The sequence below is a fragment of the Acinetobacter sp. FY731 genome, from assembly GCF_059515905.1.
The window spans coordinates 198,194-220,136 of record NZ_JCAKNB010000001.1 but is presented as its reverse complement, the minus strand read 5'-3'; the positions used below and the strand labels follow the sequence as shown (position 1 = coordinate 220,136).

The 21,943-nt window shown below is 37.5% G+C and carries 16 protein-coding genes; 10 read left to right on the top strand and 6 right to left on the bottom strand.

The genetic code is table 11. The features are described from left to right. Positions 1 to 202 precede the first annotated feature (202 nt). The 5 genes from AC5YC8_RS01115 to sucD all read left to right on the top strand — a co-directional run bounded on the left by AC5YC8_RS01115 (position 203) and on the right by sucD (position 7,987). Positions 203 to 3,022 (top strand): 2-oxoglutarate dehydrogenase E1 component, encoded by a 2,820-nt coding sequence (locus AC5YC8_RS01115; protein ID WP_496117539.1) that lies wholly within the window; start codon positions 203 to 205, stop codon positions 3,020 to 3,022. Positions 3,023 to 3,040: 18 nt separating this feature from the next. Continuing rightward, entirely contained in the window at positions 3,041 to 4,249 is a 1,209-nt protein-coding gene (gene odhB, locus AC5YC8_RS01110; RefSeq protein ID WP_496117541.1) for a 2-oxoglutarate dehydrogenase complex dihydrolipoyllysine-residue succinyltransferase, read from the top strand. Between the two features lie 68 nt (positions 4,250 to 4,317). Then, complete coding sequence (gene lpdA / locus AC5YC8_RS01105; protein WP_496117543.1) at positions 4,318 to 5,748, top strand: dihydrolipoyl dehydrogenase; 1,431 nt, start codon at positions 4,318 to 4,320, stop codon at positions 5,746 to 5,748. A gap of 169 nt (positions 5,749 to 5,917) precedes the next feature. Beyond that, a complete protein-coding gene (gene sucC / locus AC5YC8_RS01100) occupies positions 5,918 to 7,084 on the top strand; it encodes an ADP-forming succinate--CoA ligase subunit beta (RefSeq protein WP_496163271.1) in 1,167 nt (388 codons plus the stop codon). A 12-nt stretch (positions 7,085 to 7,096) separates the two neighbouring features. Next, complete coding sequence (sucD, locus tag AC5YC8_RS01095; RefSeq protein WP_496163270.1) at positions 7,097 to 7,987, top strand: succinate--CoA ligase subunit alpha; 891 nt, start codon at positions 7,097 to 7,099, stop codon at positions 7,985 to 7,987. Positions 7,988 to 8,461: 474 nt separating this feature from the next. On the opposite strand, the gene trpS is transcribed toward sucD, so the two are convergent. Then, complete coding sequence (gene trpS, locus AC5YC8_RS01090) at positions 8,462 to 9,475, bottom strand: tryptophan--tRNA ligase (protein WP_496163269.1); 1,014 nt, start codon at positions 9,473 to 9,475, stop codon at positions 8,462 to 8,464. A 279-nt stretch (positions 9,476 to 9,754) separates the two neighbouring features. Between trpS and AC5YC8_RS01085 the strand changes: the two genes are divergently transcribed. The 4 genes from AC5YC8_RS01085 to AC5YC8_RS01070 all read left to right on the top strand — a co-directional run bounded on the left by AC5YC8_RS01085 (position 9,755) and on the right by AC5YC8_RS01070 (position 13,667). Further along, positions 9,755 to 10,678, top strand: a complete 924-nt coding sequence (locus tag AC5YC8_RS01085; protein ID WP_496163268.1) for a DUF808 domain-containing protein — start codon at positions 9,755 to 9,757, stop codon at positions 10,676 to 10,678. Between the two features lie 68 nt (positions 10,679 to 10,746). Beyond that, positions 10,747 to 11,652 (top strand): KPN_02809 family neutral zinc metallopeptidase, encoded by a 906-nt coding sequence (ypfJ, locus tag AC5YC8_RS01080; RefSeq protein ID WP_496163381.1) that lies wholly within the window; start codon positions 10,747 to 10,749, stop codon positions 11,650 to 11,652. Positions 11,653 to 11,852: 200 nt separating this feature from the next. After that, positions 11,853 to 13,352, top strand: a complete 1,500-nt coding sequence (locus AC5YC8_RS01075) for a cation:proton antiporter (protein WP_496163267.1) — start codon at positions 11,853 to 11,855, stop codon at positions 13,350 to 13,352. Between the two features lie 6 nt (positions 13,353 to 13,358). Further along, on the top strand, positions 13,359 to 13,667 hold the full coding sequence (locus tag AC5YC8_RS01070; RefSeq protein WP_496163266.1) for an MGMT family protein: 309 nt from the start codon (positions 13,359 to 13,361) through the stop codon (positions 13,665 to 13,667). Positions 13,668 to 13,713: 46 nt separating this feature from the next. On the opposite strand, the gene AC5YC8_RS01065 is transcribed toward AC5YC8_RS01070, so the two are convergent. Beyond that, positions 13,714 to 14,154 carry a universal stress protein gene (locus AC5YC8_RS01065; RefSeq protein ID WP_496163265.1) on the bottom strand — a complete coding sequence of 147 codons (441 nt, stop codon included), beginning with the start codon at positions 14,152 to 14,154 and terminating at the stop codon, positions 13,714 to 13,716. A 351-nt stretch (positions 14,155 to 14,505) separates the two neighbouring features. Between AC5YC8_RS01065 and AC5YC8_RS01060 the strand changes: the two genes are divergently transcribed. Beyond that, a complete protein-coding gene (locus tag AC5YC8_RS01060; protein ID WP_496163264.1) occupies positions 14,506 to 15,897 on the top strand; it encodes a KAP family P-loop NTPase fold protein in 1,392 nt (463 codons plus the stop codon). On the opposite strand, the gene AC5YC8_RS01055 is transcribed toward AC5YC8_RS01060, so the two are convergent. From AC5YC8_RS01055 to carB, 4 genes are all read right to left on the bottom strand, one after another. After that, positions 15,880 to 16,515: a CatB-related O-acetyltransferase gene (locus tag AC5YC8_RS01055; protein ID WP_496163263.1), complete on the bottom strand. Its 636-nt coding sequence runs from the start codon at positions 16,513 to 16,515 to the stop codon at positions 15,880 to 15,882. The two genes, AC5YC8_RS01060 and AC5YC8_RS01055, sit on opposite strands and share 18 nt — an antisense overlap. A 42-nt stretch (positions 16,516 to 16,557) precedes the next feature. Then, a complete protein-coding gene (gene phrB, locus AC5YC8_RS01050) occupies positions 16,558 to 17,985 on the bottom strand; it encodes a deoxyribodipyrimidine photo-lyase (RefSeq protein ID WP_496163262.1) in 1,428 nt (475 codons plus the stop codon). A gap of 143 nt (positions 17,986 to 18,128) precedes the next feature. After that, the gene (greA, locus tag AC5YC8_RS01045) at positions 18,129 to 18,605 is read right to left on the bottom strand and encodes a transcription elongation factor GreA (protein ID WP_496117567.1); all 477 of its coding nucleotides are present in this window, start codon (positions 18,603 to 18,605) and stop codon (positions 18,129 to 18,131) included. 104 nt (positions 18,606 to 18,709) lie between these two features. Further along, positions 18,710 to 21,940 carry a carbamoyl-phosphate synthase large subunit gene (carB, locus tag AC5YC8_RS01040; RefSeq protein WP_496163261.1) on the bottom strand — a complete coding sequence of 1,077 codons (3,231 nt, stop codon included), beginning with the start codon at positions 21,938 to 21,940 and terminating at the stop codon, positions 18,710 to 18,712. Positions 21,941 to 21,943: the final 3 nt, after the last annotated feature.

The following is a 21,943-nucleotide window of genomic DNA, read 5'->3' as shown; positions in this document are numbered from 1 at the left end:
CTGCCGGGTATATGTGAGTGATGATGCCGCTGAGGGCGTTATGATTCATTGCCTACATTAAGGTTTCTTAATGTAGCGATAACGCCTCAAAGGTTACGCCTAAAGGGGAGTAATGTGGTGTCCCAATTTGACATTACTAGTCATGGGTTTTGCTTTTAAAAGCATCCTGTAAATATTTTTGCAATAGGAAGTGGGTCCAAAAATGCAAGAAGTTGTTGACGCGTCGCGTCTAGACACTGAACTTTCCGCTGATAGTGCAGCGTATATTGAAGAAATTTATGAGCAGTATTTAACGGCTCCAGATTCAGTTGGAGATGATTGGCGTAAATACTTCGATAAATTTCCAAAAGGTGATCAACCACATAGTAATGTGCGTGAGCAATTTCTATTGTTAGGTCGTAATTCAAATCGTATTCAATCTGTTGTGCAAAGTGCGGTAAGTTCTGAGCATGGCCAACGTCAAGTTGGTGTATTACAGCTTATTGCAGCGTACCGTAACCGTGGTCATCAAAAAGCGAAGTTGGATCCATTAGGTTTAGCAAAACGTGAAGATGCTTATGACTTAGAGCTAAGTGCACACGGTTTAACTAAATCTGATTTAGATACAGTATTCAACACAGGTAACTTGGCGATTGATAAAGCAGAAGCTACGCTAGGTGAAATGGTTGATGCAATGGAAAACATCTATTGCAGCTCAATCGGTGCTGAATATATGCACATTGTTGACACGAAAGAAAAGCGTTGGATTCAACAACGTCTTGAAAGTGCTCGTGGGCAATATGGACTTAACGCAGAACAGAAAAAGCACGTTTTAGAGCGTTTAACTGCTGCTGAAGGTTTGGAAAAATTCCTAGGTAATAAATACGTTGGTGCTAAACGCTTTGGTGTTGAAGGTGGTGAATCTTTCATTCCAATGGTAAACGAACTTATTCAACGTGCAGGTGCTGTAGGTTGTAAAGAAGTTGTTATCGGGATGCCACACCGTGGTCGTTTGAACCTTCTTGTTAATATTATGGGTAAAAACCCAGCTGACCTATTTGGTGAGTTTGAAGGTAAATCACTTCATAAGAAAGGTTCTGGTGACGTTAAGTATCACCAAGGTTTCTCATCTAACGTAATGACTCCAGGTGGCGAAGTTCACTTAGCATTAGCGTTTAACCCATCACACTTAGAAATCGTTGGACCTGTAGTTGAAGGTTCTGTACGTGCTCGTCAAGTGCGTCGTAAAGACATTGGTGGTGATGATGTATTACCAATCATTGTTCATGGTGATGCTGCTTTTGCTGGTCAAGGCGTAAACCAAGAAACATTCCAAATGTCACAAACTCGTGGTTATACAGTTGGTGGTACAGTTCACATTGTTGTAAACAACCAAGTGGGCTTCACAACTTCTGATCCACGTGATGCACGTTCTACAGAATACTGTACTGATATTGCAAAAATGATCCAAGCGCCGATCTTCCATGTAAATGGTGATGATCCTGAAGCTGTAATTTTTGTTACTCAGTTAGCACATGATTTCCGTCATACATTCCGTAAAGATGTTGTGATTGATATGTTCTGTTACCGTCGTCGTGGTCATAACGAAGCGGATGAGCCTGCTGCAACTCAACCTATGATGTATCAAGTCATCAACAAAAAAACGACTACTCGTGCTTTGTATGCTGATCAATTGGTTCAGGAAAAAGTATTAGATCGTAAGTCTGCAGATCAAATGATCGAAGATTATCGTTCAGATCTTGAAGCAGGTCGTCATGTTGCGAATGCGTTGGTATTAGAGCCAAATACAAAAATGTTTGTAGACTGGTCTCCATACGTAGGTCATGAATACACAGACGTTTGGGATACAACTTTCCCAATCGAACGCTTAAAAGAACTTGGTAAAAAAATGCGTGAGCTTCCAGAAGGCTTCGTAATGCAACGTCAAGTATCTAAAGTGATCGATGATCGTTTGAAAATGCAAACTGGTGAAATGCCGTTGAACTGGGGTGCTGCTGAAACTCTAGCTTATGCCTCTATTTTAGATGATGGTTTCCTAGTTCGTTTAACTGGTGAAGATGTTGGTCGTGGTACGTTCTCACACCGTCATGCAAAATTGCATAACCAAGTAGATGGTTCTACTTACATCCCACTTTGTAACTTAAAAGAAAACCAACCTCGTACTGCAATTTATGACTCATTATTGTCAGAAATGGCTGTACTTGCATTTGAATATGGTTATTCAACAACTCTTCCTAAGAGCTTAGTAATTTGGGAAGCGCAGTTTGGTGACTTCGCTAACTGTGCACAAGTTGTAATTGACCAGTTCATTTCATCTGGTGAAACGAAGTGGGAGCGCGCATGTGGTTTAACAATGCTTCTTCCTCATGGTTTTGAAGGTCAAGGTCCAGAGCATTCTTCAGCACGTTTAGAGCGTTTCTTACAGCTTTGTGCAGAAGACAACATGCAAGTGATTACACCGACTACACCAGCACAGATTTATCATGCTTTACGTCGTCAAGCACTTCGTCCTATTCGTAAACCGTTGATCGTGACTTCACCTAAGTCATTACTTCGTCACAAGTTAGCAACTTCTACTTTAGATGAGCTTGCTACTGGTACATTCCAAACTGTGATTGATGAAGTCGATAACATCAACAAAGCTGACGTAACTCGTTTAGTTCTTTGTGGTGGTAAGGTTTACTACGACTTAGTTGAAAAACGTCGTGAAAAAGAATTGAACAATACGGCAATCGTTCGTATTGAACAATTATATCCATACCCAGAAGCACGTCTTGCTGAAGTTCTTGCACAATATCCAAATGTGACAGAGCTTGTTTGGGCTCAAGAAGAGCCGAAAAACCAAGGTGCTTGGTTATTCATTGCTCCACGTCTATATGATGATGTAATGAATGCTGGTAAACAAGTACGTATTAGCTATGCGGGCCGTGAAGCATCTGCTGCACCAGCGTGTGGTTCACCATATTTACATGCAAAACAACAAGCTCAGCTCGTAAATGATGCTTTAGCGATCGTAGAATAATCAGGAGATTCTAAAATCATGGCAACCGAAATTAAAGCACCTGTATTCCCAGAATCAGTTGCGGATGGAACAATCGCAACTTGGCACAAACAACCAGGTGAAGCAGTATCACGTGACGAAGTTATTTGTGATATTGAAACAGATAAAGTTGTTTTAGAAGTTGTAGCTCCTGCTGATGGCACAATCGCGTCAATTATCAAAAATGAAGGCGATACAGTTCTTTCAAATGAAGTGATTGCTCAGTTTGAAGAAGGTGCTGTTTCTGGCGCTGCTCAAACTGAAGCTGTTCAGTCTGAAACTAAAGTAGAGGCTGCTGCAGCTCAAACTCAAGCAGGTGCTGCACCTGTTGTTGAGCGTGCACAAGCTGTTACTGATCAAGCTCCAGCTGTACGTAAAGCATTAACAGAATCTGGTATTGCTGCTTCTGACGTTGCGGGTTCTGGTCGTGGTGGTCGCATCACTAAAGAAGATGTTGCAAATCATCAAGCTAAACCAGCTGTTGCACCTTTAAGTGTTGCTGTTGGTGAGCGTATCGAAAAACGTGTTCCTATGACTCGTCTTCGTAAACGTGTTGCTGAACGTCTTCTTGCGGCAACTCAAGAAACTGCAATGTTAACGACTTTCAATGAAGTTAACATGAAGCCAATTATGGAAATGCGTGCTCAGTATAAAGATGCATTCGAAAAACGTCATGGCGCTCGTTTAGGCTTCATGTCATTCTTCGTTAAGGCAGCAACTGAAGCGCTTAAACGCTACCCAGCTGTAAATGCTTCAATTGATGGTGAAGATATCGTTTATCACGGTTTCTATGACATCGGTGTAGCTGTATCTTCTGAGCGTGGTTTAGTTGTTCCTGTATTACGTGATACAGATCGTATGAACTATGCTGAAGTTGAAAATGGTATCCGTGCTTACGCTGCGAAAGCGCGTGACGGCAAATTGGGTATTGAAGATATGACTGGCGGTACTTTCACTATTACTAATGGTGGTACTTTCGGTTCATTATTATCTACTCCAATTTTGAACACACCACAAACTGCTATTTTGGGTATGCATAAAATCCAAGATCGTCCTATGGCAGTAAATGGTCAAGTAGAAATCTTGCCAATGATGTACTTAGCACTTTCTTATGATCACCGTTTAATTGATGGTAAAGAAGCTGTAGGTTTCCTTGTAGCAATTAAAGAATTGTTAGAAGAGCCAGCGCGTCTTATCCTTGATCTATAATTTTTAGTTCTTAAGAATAATCAAAACGAGTTTAAAGCGATCCTTTAAACTCGTTCTTGGAGATACAAATGTCTCAATTCGATTTAGTTGTAATCGGTGGTGGCCCAGGTGGCTACGAAGCGGCAATTCGTGCGGCTCAACTTGGTTTTAAAGTTGCATGTATTGAAAAGCGTATTCATAAAGGTAAACCGTCTTTAGGTGGTACTTGCTTAAACGTAGGTTGCATTCCATCTAAAGCTTTACTTGATTCTTCTCATCGCTATGAAGATACAGTTCATCATTTAGATGATCACGGTATTACGACTGGTGAAGTTAAGTTTGATCTTGCTAAACTTTTAGCACGTAAAGACAAAATCGTGGACCAATTAACTGGCGGTATCGATCAGTTATTAAAAGGTAACGGTATTGAGTGGTTAAAAGGTACTGGTAAATTGCTTGCTGGTAAAAAAGTTGAGTTTGTATCTCACGAAGGTGAAACTCAAATTTTAGAACCTAAATACGTGATTCTTGCGACTGGTTCTGTACCTGTAAATATTCCAGTAGCTCCTGTAGATCAAGATATTATTGTTGATTCTACTGGTGCATTAGAATTCCAAGAAGTACCTAAGCGTTTAGGTGTAATTGGTGCTGGTGTAATTGGTCTTGAACTTGGTTCAGTTTGGCGTCGTCTTGGTGCAGAAGTTGTTGTATTTGAAGCAATGGATGCATTCTTACCAATGGCTGATAAAGCTTTGGCAAAAGACTATCAAAAGCTTTTAACTAAGCAAGGTCTAGATATTCGTGTTGGCGCTAAAGTTGCTGGTACAGAAGTTAATGGTTCTGAAGTAACTGTTAAGTACACGCAAGGTGGCGAAGACAAAACTCAAACTTTCGACAAATTAATCGTATGTGTAGGCCGTCGTGCTTATGCTGAAGGTTTATTGGCGGATGATTGTGGTATTAAACTTACTGAACGTGGTTTAGTTGAAGTTAACGATTGGTGTGCAACTTCTGTTGAAGGCGTATATGCAATTGGTGACTTAGTACGTGGTCCAATGCTTGCTCATAAAGCAATGGAAGAAGGCGTAATGGCTGTTGAACGTATTCATGGCCATGCTGCACAAGTTAACTATGACACAATCATTTCTGTAATTTACACACACCCAGAAGCGGCGTGGGTAGGTTTAACGGAAGAGCAAGCGAAAGAAAAAGGTCATGAAGTTAAAACTGGTCAATTCGGTTTTGCTGTAAATGGTCGTGCTTTAGCTGCTGGTGAGGGTGCAGGTTTTGTTAAGTTTGTAGCTGATGCTAAAACTGATCGTTTACTTGGTATGCACGTAATTGGACCTGCTGCGTCTGATATCGTTCACCAAGGTATGATTGCACTTGAATTTGTTTCATCTGTTGAAGATCTTCAATTGATGACATTTGGTCATCCAACATTCTCTGAAGTAGTTCATGAAGCTGCTTTGGCTGTTGATGGTCGCGCGATTCACGCAATTCAACGTAAGCGTAAATAATTTAAAAGAGCGGCTTCGGCCGCTCTTTTAACATTTGATGGTTGTTTTTATATGAACAATCATCTAAAAATAAAAGAATAAATTTTGATAAATGCTAATGCTAACTGCATCAGCAGTATAAGTATTAGTAACCATAAAAACGTGAAAAGTAGTAAAAGGTAATAACTAGATGAATTTACATGAGTATCAAGCGAAGGCTCTTTTAAAAAAATATGGTATGCCTGTTCAAGAGGGTATCGTTGCATCTAATGCTGATGAAGCGGTGCAAGCATTTGAACAGTTAGGCGGTAAATTTGCCGTAATGAAAGCCCAAGTACATGCTGGTGGTCGTGGTAAAGCTGGTGGTGTTAAGGTTGTAAAATCTGCACAAGAAGCACGCGATTATGCAAATAGCATTATTGGCACACGCCTTGTCACTTATCAAACAGATGCAGATGGTCAGCCAGTAAACAGTGTGCTTGTTGCTGAAGATGTTTACCCTGTTGAGCGTGAGTTATATCTTGGTGCTGTAGTAGACCGCTCAAGCCGTCGCGTAACTTTTATGGCATCTACTGAGGGTGGTGTTGAAATTGAGAAAGTTGCAGAAGAAACACCTGAAAAAATTATTAAAGTAGAAGTTGATCCTTTGGTTGGTTTATTGCCATTTCAAGCGCGTGAAGTAGCATTTGCACTTAATTTAAAAGATAAGCAAATCAATCAATTTGTAAAAATAATGACTGCTGCCTACCAAGCATTTATCGAAAATGATTTTGCACTATTTGAAATTAACCCACTTTCAGTTCGTGAAAATGGTGAAATTCTATGTGTAGATGCTAAAGTGGGAATCGATTCGAACGCTCTTTATCGTTTACCTGAAGTTGCTGCATTACGTGATAAATCTCAAGAAAATGAGCGTGAGCTTAAAGCATCTGAGTTTGAACTTAACTATGTTGCTCTAGAAGGTAATATTGGTTGTATGGTGAATGGTGCTGGTCTTGCAATGGCAACCATGGACATTATTAAGCTGTATGGTGGTCAACCTGCGAACTTCCTAGATGTAGGTGGTGGTGCAACAAAAGATCGTGTAATTGAAGCATTTAAAATTATTCTTGCAGATAGCTCTGTTCAAGGCGTATTAATTAATATCTTTGGTGGTATTGTGCGTTGTGACATGATTGCTGAAGCAATTATTGCAGCGGTTCAAGAAGTAAATGTAACGGTTCCTGTTGTTGTTCGCTTGGAAGGGAATAATGCCGAACTTGGTGCTAAATTACTTGATGAATCAGGTTTAAAACTTATTTCTGCAAATGGCTTAGCCGATGCTGCAGAAAAAATTGTTGCTGCAGTAAAAGCTTAAGGAGTATCAATCATGAGCGTATTAGTTAATAAAGACACAAAAGTATTGGTACAAGGCTTTACTGGTAAAAATGGGACTTTCCATTCAGCTCAAGCTTTAGAGTATGGTACAAAAGTTGTTGGTGGTGTAACCCCAGGTAAAGGTGGTTCTATACACTTAGATCTTCCTGTATTTAATACAATGAAAGAAGCTGTACGTGAAACTAAAGCTGATGCTTCCGTTATTTATGTACCTGCACCATTTGTTTTAGACTCTATTGTTGAAGCGGTAGATTCGGGTGTTGAGTTGATTGTTGTGATCACAGAAGGTGTGCCGACACTTGATATGTTAAAAGCAAAACGTTACCTAGAAACTTGTGGTAATAACACGCGTTTAATTGGACCAAACTGTCCAGGTATTATCACACCGGGTGAATGTAAGATTGGTATTATGCCTGGTCACATTCATCAACCTGGTAAAATTGGTATTATTTCACGTTCAGGTACTTTGACTTACGAGGCTGTTGCGCAAACAACAAAACTGGGCTTAGGTCAGTCTACATGTATTGGTATTGGCGGTGATCCAATTCCAGGTATGAACCAAATTGATTGTTTGAAATTATTCCAAGAAGATCCACAAACAGAAGCCATTATCATGATTGGTGAAATTGGTGGTTCTGCGGAAGAAGAAGCTGCTGAATATATTAAATCACATGTGACTAAACCTGTTGTTGGTTATATTGCAGGTGTGACAGCACCTAAAGGTAAGCGTATGGGTCATGCTGGTGCCATTATTTCAGGTGGTAAAGGTACTGCTGAAGAGAAGTTCGCTGCATTTGAAAAAGCGGGTATGGCTTATACACGTAGTCCAGCAGAGCTTGGTTCTACAATGTATCAAGTGCTAAAAGAGAAAGGTTTAGTTTAATCTAAATGCTAAAAAGCCCTCAATTGAGGGCTTTTTTAATGTGCCTAAAAATAGTAAGCAAAGACGAATACTAAAAAATACTGAAGGAGTAATTGAATTTTATGTTAATGATTTTATTTGATTTTTTTAAATGGAATTGAAGTATTTTAAATAGCCTATATAAAAATATATTTATGATTTTGGAGTGAAAATGCTAAATTTTAGGCAAAAAAATGCGTAATACTTGGGGTAAGTATTACGCAGAAAATCGAACTGTTTTCACAGGTTCGGGGGGTAACTGTTGAAATTAAATAGCTCATTAATTTCTATATAAGAATAATAGTTTAGAAATACAATTAGGTCTTTTACTCTATTGTATGTCGCATGTTAAACACTGTAATTAGTGTTATTTTTAGGTGGTCATTTCACATTTTATGAATAAAAAGCAAAAAAGCTCAATGAATGAGCTTTTTTGTTGAAATGTCATGTTTTGTATTAGAAGTGGAAGACACCTAAACCAGACTTAACTTCATCTAATGTTTGTTGTGTAATGTCACGGCATTTATCTGTGCCAGACTTTAAGATATCCATGATGTAGTCAGGATCCTTAGCAAGCTCCATACGACGTTCACGAATAGGTGTGATTAATTCTTTAAGTACACCTTCTAAACGTTTTTTGACAGTACCATCACCTAAACCACCGCGACGATAATGCGCTTTCAGTTCTTCAACTTCTTCTTTATTTGGATCGAAAGCATCTAAGTAAGTAAATACAACATTACCTTCCACTTGACCTGGATCTTCAACACGTAAGTGATTTGGATCTGTGTACATTGCATTTACTGCTTTTTTAATGTCTTTATCAGATGCATCTAACACAATGGTATTGCCTAAAGATTTAGACATTTTCGCTTTACCATCAAAACCAGGTAAACGACCTACATTTGAAAGTAATGCTTGGCATTCAGGAAGTAAGTCTTGACCTATTTGACGATTCAAACGACGAACAATTTCATTGGTTTGTTCAATCATTGGAATTTGGTCTTCACCCACAGGAACTACAGTTGCTTTGAATGCTGTAATATCAGCTGCTTGAGCAACTGGGTAGCATAAGAAACCTGCTGGAATATCACGTTCGAATCCACGCATCTGAATTTCAGATTTAATGGTTGGGTTACGTTCTAAACGAGATACAGTCACAAAGTTTAAATACAACATTGTTAATTCGTTTAGTGCAGGTAAACCTGATTGGACGCAAATTGTTGTTTTAGTTGGATCGATACCAACGGCTAAATAGTCTGTCGCTACTTCAATAATATTACGACGAACTTTTTCAAAGTTGTCTGCATTATCTGTGAATGCTTGAGCATCAGCCAATAAAAGATGTTGGTGATGTGAATCTTGTAAACCTACGCGCGAACGTAAAGAACCTACAAAGTGACCTAAGTGAAGTTGGCCAGTAGGGCGGTCGCCAGTCAAAATCACTGGACGATTATCTTGATTACTCATTATGAATTCCAGAATAGTAGCCAGCGCTACTTATATATACAAAGAATACAGTTATTGTACGGTAATTTTTTTTTTAATGTCAGCAAGATTAAATATTGAAATTGAAAAATCAACAATTTTTTTACATATGAATAAAGGATTACAGACTTTAAATTAAGATCTTATTAAAAGTTAGTCGTAGAAATCTATGAGCATTTGATATTGAAATACCAATATGTTTTTCTTTTTAGAGATAAATATTAAAGATAGAATGTAAAAAACGCATAGGATAAGAAAAAAATGGCGAGCAGTTTATTATTACTATTAGATGATATAGCGACTGTACTGGATGATGTTGCTGTAATGAGCAAAATGGCAGCAAAAAAGACAGCAGGCGTTTTAGGGGATGATTTGGCTTTAAATGCACAACAAGTTAGTGGTGTTAAAGCAGATCGCGAGCTTCCTGTTGTGTGGGCGGTTGCGAAAGGTTCATTTGTAAATAAGCTTATTTTAGTTCCACTTGCGTTACTTATTAGTGTGGTTGCACCTTGGTTGATTAATCCGCTTTTAATGATGGGTGGTTTGTTCTTATGTTATGAAGGTGTTGAAAAAGTTATACATTCATTACATCAGAAAAAATCGATTAATAAGCTAGAGCCTGAAACAGAAAATTTAGAACAGATAGATTTAGTAAAGTTTGAAAAAGACAAAATTAGAGGTGCAATTCGAACTGATTTTATTTTATCTGCTGAAATTGTCGTGATTTCACTTGGTACAGTTGCAGCAGCAACATTTATAACCAAATTAAGTGTATTGGCTGTTATTGCTATAGCGATGACGGTTGGTGTTTATGGTTTTGTTGCAATGATTGTGAAAATTGATGATTTGGGGTTGTATTTGGTTGAGCAGACATCTTCATTTAAACAACATATTGGTCGGGCTCTACTTATATTTGCACCAAAGTTAATGAAAGCATTAACAATTGTAGGTACTGTCGCGATGTTTTTAGTGGGAGGAGGGATTATTAATCATGCTATTCCACTTTTTCATCATTGGATGGAAGATGCTGTAGATTATATGGAACTCATTCCAAGTGTTGGAAATATTGTAGGAGCATTTACACCTACAATGATTAATTTAGTGACAGGTTTTATTGCTGGGCTTATTGTATTGGTGATTATTGGATTAATACAAAATGCTATTTTAAGAGTAAAAAAAGCATAAGCTATTGAAGTAGAAGTAATTAAAGATCGATAAAATAAAGTATATATAATGAATTAAGGAATATGACTATGCGTTGGAAAGGTCGTAGAGTTAGTACAAATATAGAAGATCGCCGTGGTGGTGGTGCAGGTAAGGCAGGTGGAATTAGTATTCTAGGTTTAGTTGTGGCTTTTGTTGCGTGGAAGTTCTTTGGGGTAGATCCTCAACAAGCGTATCAGGCAACTAAACAAGTGACAGCGCAAGTTCAACCTGCAGAAACGAGTGGTTTAAGTAATCCTACGCCCGATCAGCAAGAGGCGATTGATTTTGTTGGAACAGTTTTAGCTGATACAGAAGATACATGGAATCAGGTTTTTAAAGAACAATTAAATGCACAGTATCAGCCACCTAAGCTAGTTATGTTTAACGGTGTTGTGAAGTCTGGTTGTGGTACAGCGCAAGCTGCGATGGGACCTTTTTATTGTCCAAGCGACCGTAAAGTTTATATAGATACTTCTTTCTTTAAAGATATGAAATCACAAATGGGGATTTCTGGAGAGAAGAATCAAACGGAATTATCACGTAATGACCAAGCAGGAGATTTTGCACAGGCTTACGTAGTTGCACATGAGGTTGGACATCACATTCAAACGCTTTTGGGGATTTCAGAACAAGTTCATAAGGCACGTTCTCAAGTAACGAAAACGGAAGGAAATCAGCTTTCTGTACGTCAAGAGCTACAAGCAGATTGTTTTGCTGGTGTTTGGGCACATCACAATCAACAACGTACTCAGTTTTTAGAGCAAGGTGATATTGAAGAAGCAATGGATGCTGCACATAAAATTGGGGATGATTACTTACAGAAAAGTGCAACTGGTCAGGTTGTTCCTGATAGTTTTACACATGGTACAAGTGAACAACGCATGAAGTGGTTTCAAACGGGTTTAAAAAGTGGAAACATGAGTAATTGTGATACTTTTAATCAAAATATTTAAAGTTGAATAAGGTATATAAGGGGAGATTTCTCCCTTTTTTTTGTATTAGTTATATATGTAAAAAATAATGTTAAAAAAAATTGATTAAATTTAAGTGTAATTTTGAAAAAACGGTACACTATTAAAATAATAAATCTCACATTGTTTTCTATTTACAATAGAAATGCTATGAGATTCAGATTGCAGAATATAGGATACTAATGGGTAATTATTTTTTTCTCCAAGTTTTTACGGTAATTTTTGCACTTTCAATTGCCACAACTATGTTTAACAAACGTGTTTTGGGTTTTCCTCAAGCCATTGGTGTGCCTTTAGTATCTGCAATTTTTGTTTTTATTTTACAATGGGGTGCAAGCTTATTAAATGGTAATCAATTTATTACCATTAATATTCATAATATTGAGAGTACTGTTCGTCATATTAATTTTTATGACTTTTTAATTAATGGTGTGATCTGTTTTATCCTGACCTCATCTGCACTTAAGTTTAAAGTCTCTGATTTAAAAAGTTATTGGAGGCCGATTAGTATTCTTGCTAGTACAGCTTTAGTGCTTTGTGCTGTTTTCTTTGGTGTTGTGCTTTATGGCTATCAAATTTTAATTGGTCATCATGTAGATTTATTAGTACTACTTTTATTGGGTTCGGCATTAGGTGCAACTGACCCTATTGGTATTAAAGGTGTATTAAGTTCGGTTCGTGCACCACATCATTTAATAGTCAAATTAGAAGGTGAGTCTTTATTTAATGATGCGATGTGTATTGCATTATTCATGACCTTATTACATGTGCTACAAGGTGAACATTTCACGTTAATAGGTGTGCTTGAAACACTACTTTATGAAATTGTTGTTGCTGTCATTATTGGTTGGGGATTTGGTTTCGCGATATTGCGTATATTACGTGGTAAACATGAAATGGAATCTTTAATTTTAACTACAGCATTGCTCGCTTGTGGTTCATATTTGGTTGCATTATTTGCCCATGCTTCAGCACCTATTGCCTGTGTTATTGGTGGTTTAATTGTTGGTAATAAATGGAAAGAAATTTTACAAGAGCGAGAAATTCGTGAAGTAAATCATTTTTGGCATACTGTTGAAGGGATTATTAATTCGTTCTTATTCACCTTAATTGGTTTGGAACTGTTTATTTTAGATTTAAGTGTAAGCTTGATTTTAGGTGGTATGGTTGCCTTTATCATCCTACATGCTTCTCGATTTGCAGCAAACTTCTTATCTTTTTCATTTTTCCCAAGCTTCAGGAAAAAAAGTTATAACGGTAGTTTAGCGATTTTGTCTTGGGGTGGGGTGCGTGGTGGTATTTCACTTGCTTTAATTTTAGCAGTAGCCAACATTCCACAATTAAGTGAATACAGCAGTATTCTTATTGGTTATACCTTTATTTCTGTGTTGTTATCTGGTTTGGTTTGTGGTTTAGGTTTGCCTGCTGTTATGAATGCCTTTTATTACAATCCTGAGGAAGAAAAAACAGGATTTAAAGGGTGGTATCAACGCATGTGCCACAAAATGAATAGAAAGGGTTTTCAATACGTTGTGGAGGAAGATGAGCAAGGTAATGAAGTTATTAGCGTACATAGACCTGATAAAATTGTGGACCAAAAAACGGAAGATGGTGTAGCAAAACTTCATCACCCAGATAAATTGCAAGAAGTTAAACGCCTTGAAAGTCCTGGTAACTTCTAAACGACAATGCAAAATTATGTCAGCGAGTTTTATGGAATTATTCAGTTAATTCCTAAAGGGAAAGTCGCAACCTATGGTCAAATTGCAAAGCTTGCAGGTTTACCTAAACATGCTCGTCACGTTGGTTTTGCTTTAAAAAATATGGATGAAAGTAGTGTTGTGCCATGGCATAGGGTCATCAATTCTAGAGGCAGAATTAGCCTAAGTAAGGAAGATGGTTTTGGTCAAAATATACAAATTGCCAAACTTCAATCTGAAGGGGTGGTTGTACTCAATGGAATGGTGAGTTTGAAACAATTCCAATGGCTTCCCTAAATAAAAAAAGCTTCTTTTAAAAGAAGCTTTTTTTATGGCTAGAATATTATTTACGAACAATCATAACTGGGATAGTACCTTCAGCAAGTACGCTTTGCGCTACGCTACCAAGTACTAGTTTTTTGATACCTGTACGACCATGCGATGCAATCACAATAAGATCTGCTGAAAGTTCTTCTGCTGCTTTTACAATTTCACGTTGAATAACTTGTCCTTCTAAAAGTTTGGTTTCAACAGTTACGCCGTGTTCTGCAAATTTAGTTTTTGCTTCTTCTAATGTTTGTAGTAAAGATTTACGTGCACGTTCAATAAGTTCATTTGTATGTGATGCAGAAATATATTCTGCAGCAATATAAGGATCTAAAGTAAGTACTTGAACAACAGTGACTTTACTATTAAATGCTTTTGCTAAATCTGCTGCTTTTTCAATTGCAGCATATGAAGTTTCTGAACCATCTACAGGGACTAAAATATTATTAAAAGACATTTTATTACTCCTTATTTTTGAAACAAATAAACTATTTAGAATTTAAAATTACTTCTCAATATGTTTATAATATATTGATTTTTAAAAGAATAAAACCTAGTAAAACACTTAGATTTATTTTACTAAACTCATGTATTTATTAATGAATATTTATAGCAATTGAACAATGGCAAAAAAGATTAAAGTGTAAGCGGTTATATATTCGTTAGTCTCTAATTTATAAAATTTGAGTGTTTGTATTTGAGGGGGTGCTGGTTGTATATTTTGCTTAAAATTAATTTTAAATAACGCATATAGCTTTGAATTTTTTGAGTATATTGTTGGAATATACTTTTGTGAAAATGAATAAAAATGGTTAATGATCAATTAAAGTGGGATAAAGACAATTTTGAAAATATTGAAGAAGCTTGGAAAGGCGATTTATGGGATCGTAAGCGTTTAGGTGAACAACTTACAAAGTATGTAGATCGATTGCAATGTGGTGCTGTTTTAGCATTAGATGCGCGTTGGGGTGAAGGTAAAACTTGGTTTGTAAGACATTGGGCTAAACATTTAGATGATACGAATCATAATGTTATTTATTTAGATGCTTTTGCAAATGATTATTTGGATGATCCTTTTTTAGTTATTGCATCAGAAATTGCTTCTAAGCTAGATAAAACAGCAGATAAAAAATTAGTTCACAAATTTAAGAAAGCTGCGGCTGTAATGCAACAAGGTTTACTCACAATAGCACCAACATTAATTGCATCTATGATTAGTTGTGCAATAACAGGTGGAATTATTCCTTTTATAAAAGTTGATAGTGAGAAGATTACGGATAAGCTTGATGATGCAATTGATAAAGTGACGGATAACATTGGAGAAAAAGTCACTGAAGCTATTCAAAATAAAATAGAAACTTATGAAGAAGAAAAAAACTCATTATTAGCATTTAAAAGTACTTTGTCTGAATTAGCAGAAAGTTTAGATAAGCCATTGGTTTTTATTATTGATGAATTAGACCGTTGCCGTCCTGATTTTGCTATTCGTTTAATTGAGCGTATTAAACATTTCTTTGATATCAAAAATATTGTTTTTGTTTTAGTAATGGATAAAACTCAATTTTCAAAAGTGGTTTGTCATAGCTATGGGTATGATGAAAATTTGGGAGAGGAATATCTAGATAAATTTATTGATTTTAGTATTCGCCTAAGATTAGTGATTAATCGTGACTATACAGAACAAGAATACATCGAAAATTGTGTAAAAAATATATTAGATAAAATTGGATTATACAATATTGAAATGGGATTAATGCGATTTATTTCAGTGTTGTTTGAATATCATAATAAGAATACGAGACAACTACGTAAAATATTAAATCAATTTTCTTTGTTGAAATTTGATGACAAATACAAAGATTATTTTCTTGTATATCTAATCTTTAATCCTTCAATCTTAGAAAAAAGTTCTCTTGATGTAATTAAGAAGGATTTATATAAAATTGTTGAAACACAATTGCCTAATGAATTAGAGCAATTGGATCGAGAGTTATGTGAGGAGTTTGGAAAGAGGGCTGAAAAAGAAAATTTAATTGAACTCATATTCTCTCAATACTTTCAAAGCGATTTACTAAATAAAATATCTAAGTTTAAAAAACAGGAGGGTTTTTTTAGTAATTTTCAGATGTTCCCTACAGAACTAATATTAGATACAGATTGGCCTCTAAATAGCTGGGAAAAGTTAATTGATTTTTCCTAATTTTCTAAGGAATGTGTAGATAATATCCACATCATCTGTTTGCAATTGCTCACGCATCTTTAAAAACTGCTTTTCATCTAAATCATACAACTTTAGAGAAAGCAGTTTTTCTATATCTTCTTTAGGAAAACGGTACTTAATCACTTTTGCAGGCACGCCACCCACAACAGCATAAGGCGGCACATCTTTCGTTACAACAGCACCTGTAGCAACCACAGCTCCTTCACCAAGCGTCACACCTTGCATAATCATGGCACGAGAACCAATCCAACAACCATCGCCAATAACAGTGTCGCCCGCAGGCACAAAACTTCGTGTGTCGAAAGGAAAAGCCGAAATCCAATCTGTACGGTGTAACTGATTACCACCCATCATAATTACGCACTCCGCCCCAAAACACACGAAATTGCCAATATAAAGCTGATCAATTGGCTTCTCAGGCGTAGAAGGCTTGTCATGCAAATAACGCACAACACAACGCTCAAACCCCTGATCCCAATAAGCAGAATAATAAGAATAGTTTCCCTTAATGTGAATGTTTGGATTTTTCACAGTTTTAGAAATAAATTCGAATTCACACCAATGCTTAACAGGGGAATTGATTAAAGGTTCAGCCATAAGAGCAATCAAAGAATAAGCGTAAAGCCATTATAGCCGAAGTTAAGTTAAATGCTTAAAGGCATCAATTGCACGAACACGACTGCTTTTTAAATCTACAATAGGTTTAGGATACTCTAAATCTAATTGTGGATTTTTCGCATAAGGTTCATGAATTTGTTTGGCATCTAAATGTGAAAGTTCAGGAATCCATGTACGAATATAATCGCCATTTTCATCAAACTTTTGCGATTGGCTTACAGGGTTAAAAATACGGAAATAAGGTGCAGCATCCGTTCCTGTAGATGCACACCATTGCCATCCGCCATTATTTGCAGCTAAGTCGCCATCAATTAAATGTTGCATAAACCAGGCTTCACCAAGTCGCCAATCAATCAACAGATTCTTGGTTAAGAACATTGCACAAATCATGCGTACTCGATTGTGCATCCAACCTGTTGCAAGCAGTTGGCGCATGCCTGCATCTACAATAGGAATGCCAGTTTGACCATTTTGCCAAGCTATTAAATCTTCAGGAGCATTTCGCCAGACTATTCTTTGCGTATCTAACTTAAACGGCAAGTGTTTTGACACGCGGGGATAATCGAACAAAATATGTTGATAAAACTCACGCCAAAGCAGCTCATCTAACCAAATCTGTTGTCCGTTATTTTCAAATTCCATATAGCTATGACTGTGGCGGAATAAGGCTTGTAAGCATTGGCGAATAGAAATAATGCCGATATTTAAATAGGCTGCAAGTTTGCTTGTACTGTTTAAATTGGGAAAATCTCGCTCTATATGATAATGCTCAACTTGATCTGCAATAAATTGATCGAGCATTTCCCATGCATATTTTTCTCCAACTTGCCAAAGGGATTGTTGTTCTTTTGAGATATTGATATTGGGGTAGATTGATTGAAAGTTTGGAAGCAGATGTTCAAAATCGGTATGGGTATGGAGCACTGTTTGAGCTTCAATAGCTGGATAGCATTGTGGCAAGCTTATGCTGAGTTTTTCATAGCACTGTTTTTTAAATGCACCAAATACTTGATAAGGTTGTCCGCTTTTATTACGAATGCAACCGACAGGAAAAATTGTTCTGTCGTGATATAACTCAAAACGAATACCATTTTTTTCGAGTGTATTTTGAATTTGAGCATCACGTTTTAACTCGTTTACTCCCAATGCAATATTGGCATGTAAGGCTGTAATTTGATGTTGCTTACATAGCGCTAAAATTTGCGGTGTTAAATTTTCCCAATAGTCTGTATTTATTATCATTAATGGGATATTTTTTTGCTGAAGTTGGTTTTTTAATTGTTGTAGTTGTCTTAAATAAAAATCAATTTTAATGGGTGCATCGTTATGAATTTGCCATTGTGTAGGAGATAAAACCACAAGGGTAATACATGAACCTGCCTGACGCGCATGCCATAAGGCAGCGTGATCATGAATTCTTAAATCTTGTCGAAACCAAATAAGTTGCATGTTAAGTTTTGATTCATTTTGTATTTAGTCCATAAAAGCATAAACATTTTTAAGAGATTTCTATAGTATTTTTTCTTTTGATTTATAACAAAAAGCCCCTCATAAGAGGGGCTTTGGATAGCTGTGTTATCTTGCTTTAAAGCTTAGATATACTCAACTTTTACAATTTCGTATTCAACTTCACCTTGTGGAGTGACAATTTTCACTTCGTCGCCTTCATTTTTACCTAAAAGACCACGCGCGATTGGTGAATTTACAGAAATCTTATTAATTTTAAAGTCAGCTTCATCATCGCCCACAATTTTATAAGTTTTTTGTTCTTCAGTATCTAGGTTTTCAATCGTTACAGTTACGCCAAAAACAACACGACCATTTTGCTCAAGAGTTTTTACATCAATTTCTTGAACTGCGCCTAATTTGCCTTCGATGTCTTGAATACGACCTTCACAGAAACCTTGCTGTTCACGAGCAGCGTGATATTCAGCATTTTCTTTTAAATCCCCGTGTTCACGTGCTTCAGCAATAGCTGCAATAATACGTGGACGATCAACACTCTTAAGTTGCTGTAACTCTTTCTCTAAGGCAATTTTGCCTTCAGGAGTCATAGGATAACGTTGCATTGTTGTCCCTCAAATTTGTAAGAAAATTAAACCAATAAAATATTGATCTATAAATGAAAAAAAGTCCTGCCACCAAGAGGTAGCAGGACTTCTTGGTAACTTAATTAACCTTTAGTAAGGTCTTGCAAACGGTACACATCCATAGGCAATTTAATTGCTAATGCTTGGCATACAGCTTCTGCACCATTCAAAGTAGTGGTGTTATACACTTTACCTTGAAGTGCTGAACGACGAATCGAGAACGAATCTTCTTGAGCTTGTTTACCTTCAGTCGTATTAATCACAAGGTGGATTTCACCGTTTTTAATACGGTCCACAATGTTAGGACGACCTTCAGTCACTTTGTTCACACGTTCACACTCAAGACCAGCTTCGTTGATAACAGTAAATGTACCATCGGTAGCAAGAATCTTGAAGCCTAAATCGATAAGTTGTTTTGCAATTGCAACTGCACGAGGTTTATCTGAGTCACGAACTGAGATAAATGCGTGTTTAGTTTCACCTTCTGTTGGTAGGCCTGGTAAACGCTCGTTAGCACCTAAAACTGCTTTATAGAATGCTTCACCAAATGTTTTACCTACACCCATTACTTCGCCTGTAGATTTCATTTCAGGGCCAAGAATAGGGTCAACACCAGGGAATTTGTTGAATGGGAACACTGCTTCTTTTACAGAGAAGTGTTCAGGGATAATCTCTGATGTGAAACCTTGTGACACAAGAGATTGACCTGCCATACAACGAGCTGCAACTTTCGCTAAAGATTCACCGATACATTTAGATACGAACGGCACAGTACGTGATGCACGTGGGTTCACTTCTAAAATGTAAACGTCATCGCCTTTAACAGCGAACTGAACGTTCATTAGACCAATTACGCCAAGCTCTTTTGCCATAGCAACTGTTTGACGACGCATTTCGTCCTGAATCTCTTTAGAAAGAGAGTAAGGCGGAATAGAACATGCAGAGTCACCTGAGTGAATACCTGCTTGTTCGATGTGCTGCATAATACCGCCAATCACAACGTCTTTACCGTCAGATACGCAGTCTACGTCAACTTCAATTGCATCATCAAGGAAGCGGTCAAGAAGAACAGGTGCTTCGTTTGATGCTTGAACCGCATCACGTAAGTAGCGTTTAAGTTCGTCATCGTTGTACACGATTTCCATTGCACGGCCACCAAGTACGTAAGATGGACGTACAACAAGTGGGTAGCCTACTTTAGACGCTTCAGCCATACCTTCTTCAGCAGATTTTACAATGCTGTTGTTAGGTTGACGAAGTTGTAGACGTTGAATCATTTGTTGGAAGCGTTCGCGGTCTTCTGCACGGTCAATTGCGTCAGGAGATGTACCAATAATTGGCGCACCAGCTTCTTCTAAAGCACGAGCCAATTTTAATGGAGTTTGACCACCGTACTGAACGATAATGCCTTTCGGCTTCTCGATACGTACGATCTCAAGTACATCTTCCAAAGTAATTGGTTCGAAGTACAAACGATCTGATGTGTCGTAGTCTGTAGAAACCGTTTCAGGGTTACAGTTCACCATGATTGTTTCATAGCCATCATCACGCATTGCAAGGGCAGCGTGTACACAGCAGTAATCGAACTCGATCCCTTGACCAATACGGTTAGGACCACCGCCAATAACCATGATCTTATCTTTTGCTGAAGGGTTAGATTCACACTCTTCATCGTAAGTTGAGTACATGTAAGCTGTATCAGATTCGAATTCAGCAGCACATGTATCTACACGTTTGTAAACTGGCATTACGCCTAAGTTCCAACGGTGTTTACGGAATTGTTTTTGTGAAATACCCATCAAGTTCGCAATGCGAAGGTCAGATAAACCTTTACGTTTGAACGAACGAATGTTATCTGCACTTAAATCACCAAAACCTAAAGTTTTGATTTCATTTTCAGTTTTGATGATGTCTTCAATTTGAATCAAGAACCAACGGTCAATCTTAGTTGCATTGAACACGTCATCTAAAGTAAAGCCGTGGCGGAATGCATCAGCAACGTACCAAATACGTTCTGGACCAGGAACTTTAAGTTCTTGAAGAATTTTTTCGCGAGCGCCTTCAGTACCTACTTCAATTTTCTCATCGAAGCCACAAGCTCCCACTTCTAAACCACGAAGTGCTTTGTTTACAGACTCTTGGAAGTTACGACCAATTGCCATTACTTCACCTACAGACTTCATTTGAGTTGTAAGTGTTGCATCAGCTTGTGGGAATTTCTCGAAGTTGAAACGAGGAATCTTAGTAACAACGTAGTCAATCGCAGGTTCAAATGATGCAGGAGTTGTACCGCCAGTGATGTCGTTTTTCAACTCATCAAGCGTGTAACCTACAGCCAATTTTGCAGCGATTTTCGCAATAGGGAAACCAGTTGCTTTAGATGCTAGAGCAGAAGAGCGAGATACACGTGGGTTCATCTCGATCACAACCATACGGCCTGTATTTGGGCAAATACCAAACTGTACGTTAGAACCACCTGTTTCTACACCAATTTCACGTAAAACTGCTAAAGAAGCATTACGTAAAAGTTGGAACTCTTTATCTGTTAGCGTTTGAGCAGGAGCAACAGTGATTGAGTCACCTGTATGTACGCCCATTGGATCAAAGTTTTCAATGGTACATACAATGATGCAGTTGTCGTTTTTGTCACGAACAACTTCCATTTCGTATTCTTTCCAACCAATTAAAGATTCATCAATCAATAATTGTTTGGTTGGTGAAAGATCGAAACCACGTTCACAAATTTCAAGGAATTCTTCACGGTTGTATGCAATACCACCACCAGAACCACCCATTGTAAATGATGGACGGATAATGACAGGGAAACCGAAGCGTGCTTGAATTTCTAAAGCTTCTTCCATTGACTCAGCAATGTCAGCTTTTGGACATTCAAGACCAATTTTACGCATAGCGATATCGAAAAGTTTACGGTCTTCCGCTTTCTCGATCGCTTCTTTAGTCGCACCGATCAATTCAACATTGAATTTTTCTAAGATACCATTTGCGTCTAAGGCAAGGGCACAGTTCAATGCTGTTTGACCACCCATTGTAGGAAGAACAGCATCTGGGCGTTCTTTCTCAATGATTGCTGCAACAGTTTGCCATGTAATTGGTTCGATATACGTAGCATCTGCCATTGCAGGGTCAGTCATAATGGTCGCTGGGTTAGAGTTTACCAAAATAACACGGTAGCCTTCTTCACGAAGCGCTTTACATGCTTGAGCACCTGAGTAGTCAAACTCACATGCTTGACCGATGACAATCGGACCCGCACCAATAATTAAGATGCTTTTAATGTCTGTACGTTTAGCCATGAT

Bases quoted from the DNA above. Each gene is read 5' to 3' on its own strand.
- AC5YC8_RS01115 (WP_496117539.1), top strand. From the start codon at position 203: ATGCAAGAAGTTGTTGACGCGTCGCGTCTAGACACTGAACTTTCCGCT.
- AC5YC8_RS01070 (WP_496163266.1), top strand. From the start codon at position 13,359: ATGCAAAATTATGTCAGCGAGTTTTATGGAATTATTCAGTTAATTCCT.
- phrB (WP_496163262.1), bottom strand. From the start codon at position 17,985: ATGCAACTTATTTGGTTTCGACAAGATTTAAGAATTCATGATCACGCT.
- AC5YC8_RS01055 (WP_496163263.1), bottom strand. From the start codon at position 16,515: ATGGCTGAACCTTTAATCAATTCCCCTGTTAAGCATTGGTGTGAATTC.
- greA (WP_496117567.1), bottom strand. From the start codon at position 18,605: ATGCAACGTTATCCTATGACTCCTGAAGGCAAAATTGCCTTAGAGAAA.
- AC5YC8_RS01085 (WP_496163268.1), top strand. From the start codon at position 9,755: ATGGCGAGCAGTTTATTATTACTATTAGATGATATAGCGACTGTACTG.
- AC5YC8_RS01060 (WP_496163264.1), top strand. From the start codon at position 14,506: ATGGTTAATGATCAATTAAAGTGGGATAAAGACAATTTTGAAAATATT.
- lpdA (WP_496117543.1), top strand. From the start codon at position 4,318: ATGTCTCAATTCGATTTAGTTGTAATCGGTGGTGGCCCAGGTGGCTAC.
- ypfJ (WP_496163381.1), top strand. From the start codon at position 10,747: ATGCGTTGGAAAGGTCGTAGAGTTAGTACAAATATAGAAGATCGCCGT.
- odhB (WP_496117541.1), top strand. From the start codon at position 3,041: ATGGCAACCGAAATTAAAGCACCTGTATTCCCAGAATCAGTTGCGGAT.
- sucC (WP_496163271.1), top strand. From the start codon at position 5,918: ATGAATTTACATGAGTATCAAGCGAAGGCTCTTTTAAAAAAATATGGT.
- AC5YC8_RS01075 (WP_496163267.1), top strand. From the start codon at position 11,853: ATGGGTAATTATTTTTTTCTCCAAGTTTTTACGGTAATTTTTGCACTT.
- carB (WP_496163261.1), bottom strand. From the start codon at position 21,940: ATGGCTAAACGTACAGACATTAAAAGCATCTTAATTATTGGTGCGGGT.
- trpS (WP_496163269.1), bottom strand. From the start codon at position 9,475: ATGAGTAATCAAGATAATCGTCCAGTGATTTTGACTGGCGACCGCCCT.
- sucD (WP_496163270.1), top strand. From the start codon at position 7,097: ATGAGCGTATTAGTTAATAAAGACACAAAAGTATTGGTACAAGGCTTT.
- AC5YC8_RS01065 (WP_496163265.1), bottom strand. From the start codon at position 14,154: ATGTCTTTTAATAATATTTTAGTCCCTGTAGATGGTTCAGAAACTTCA.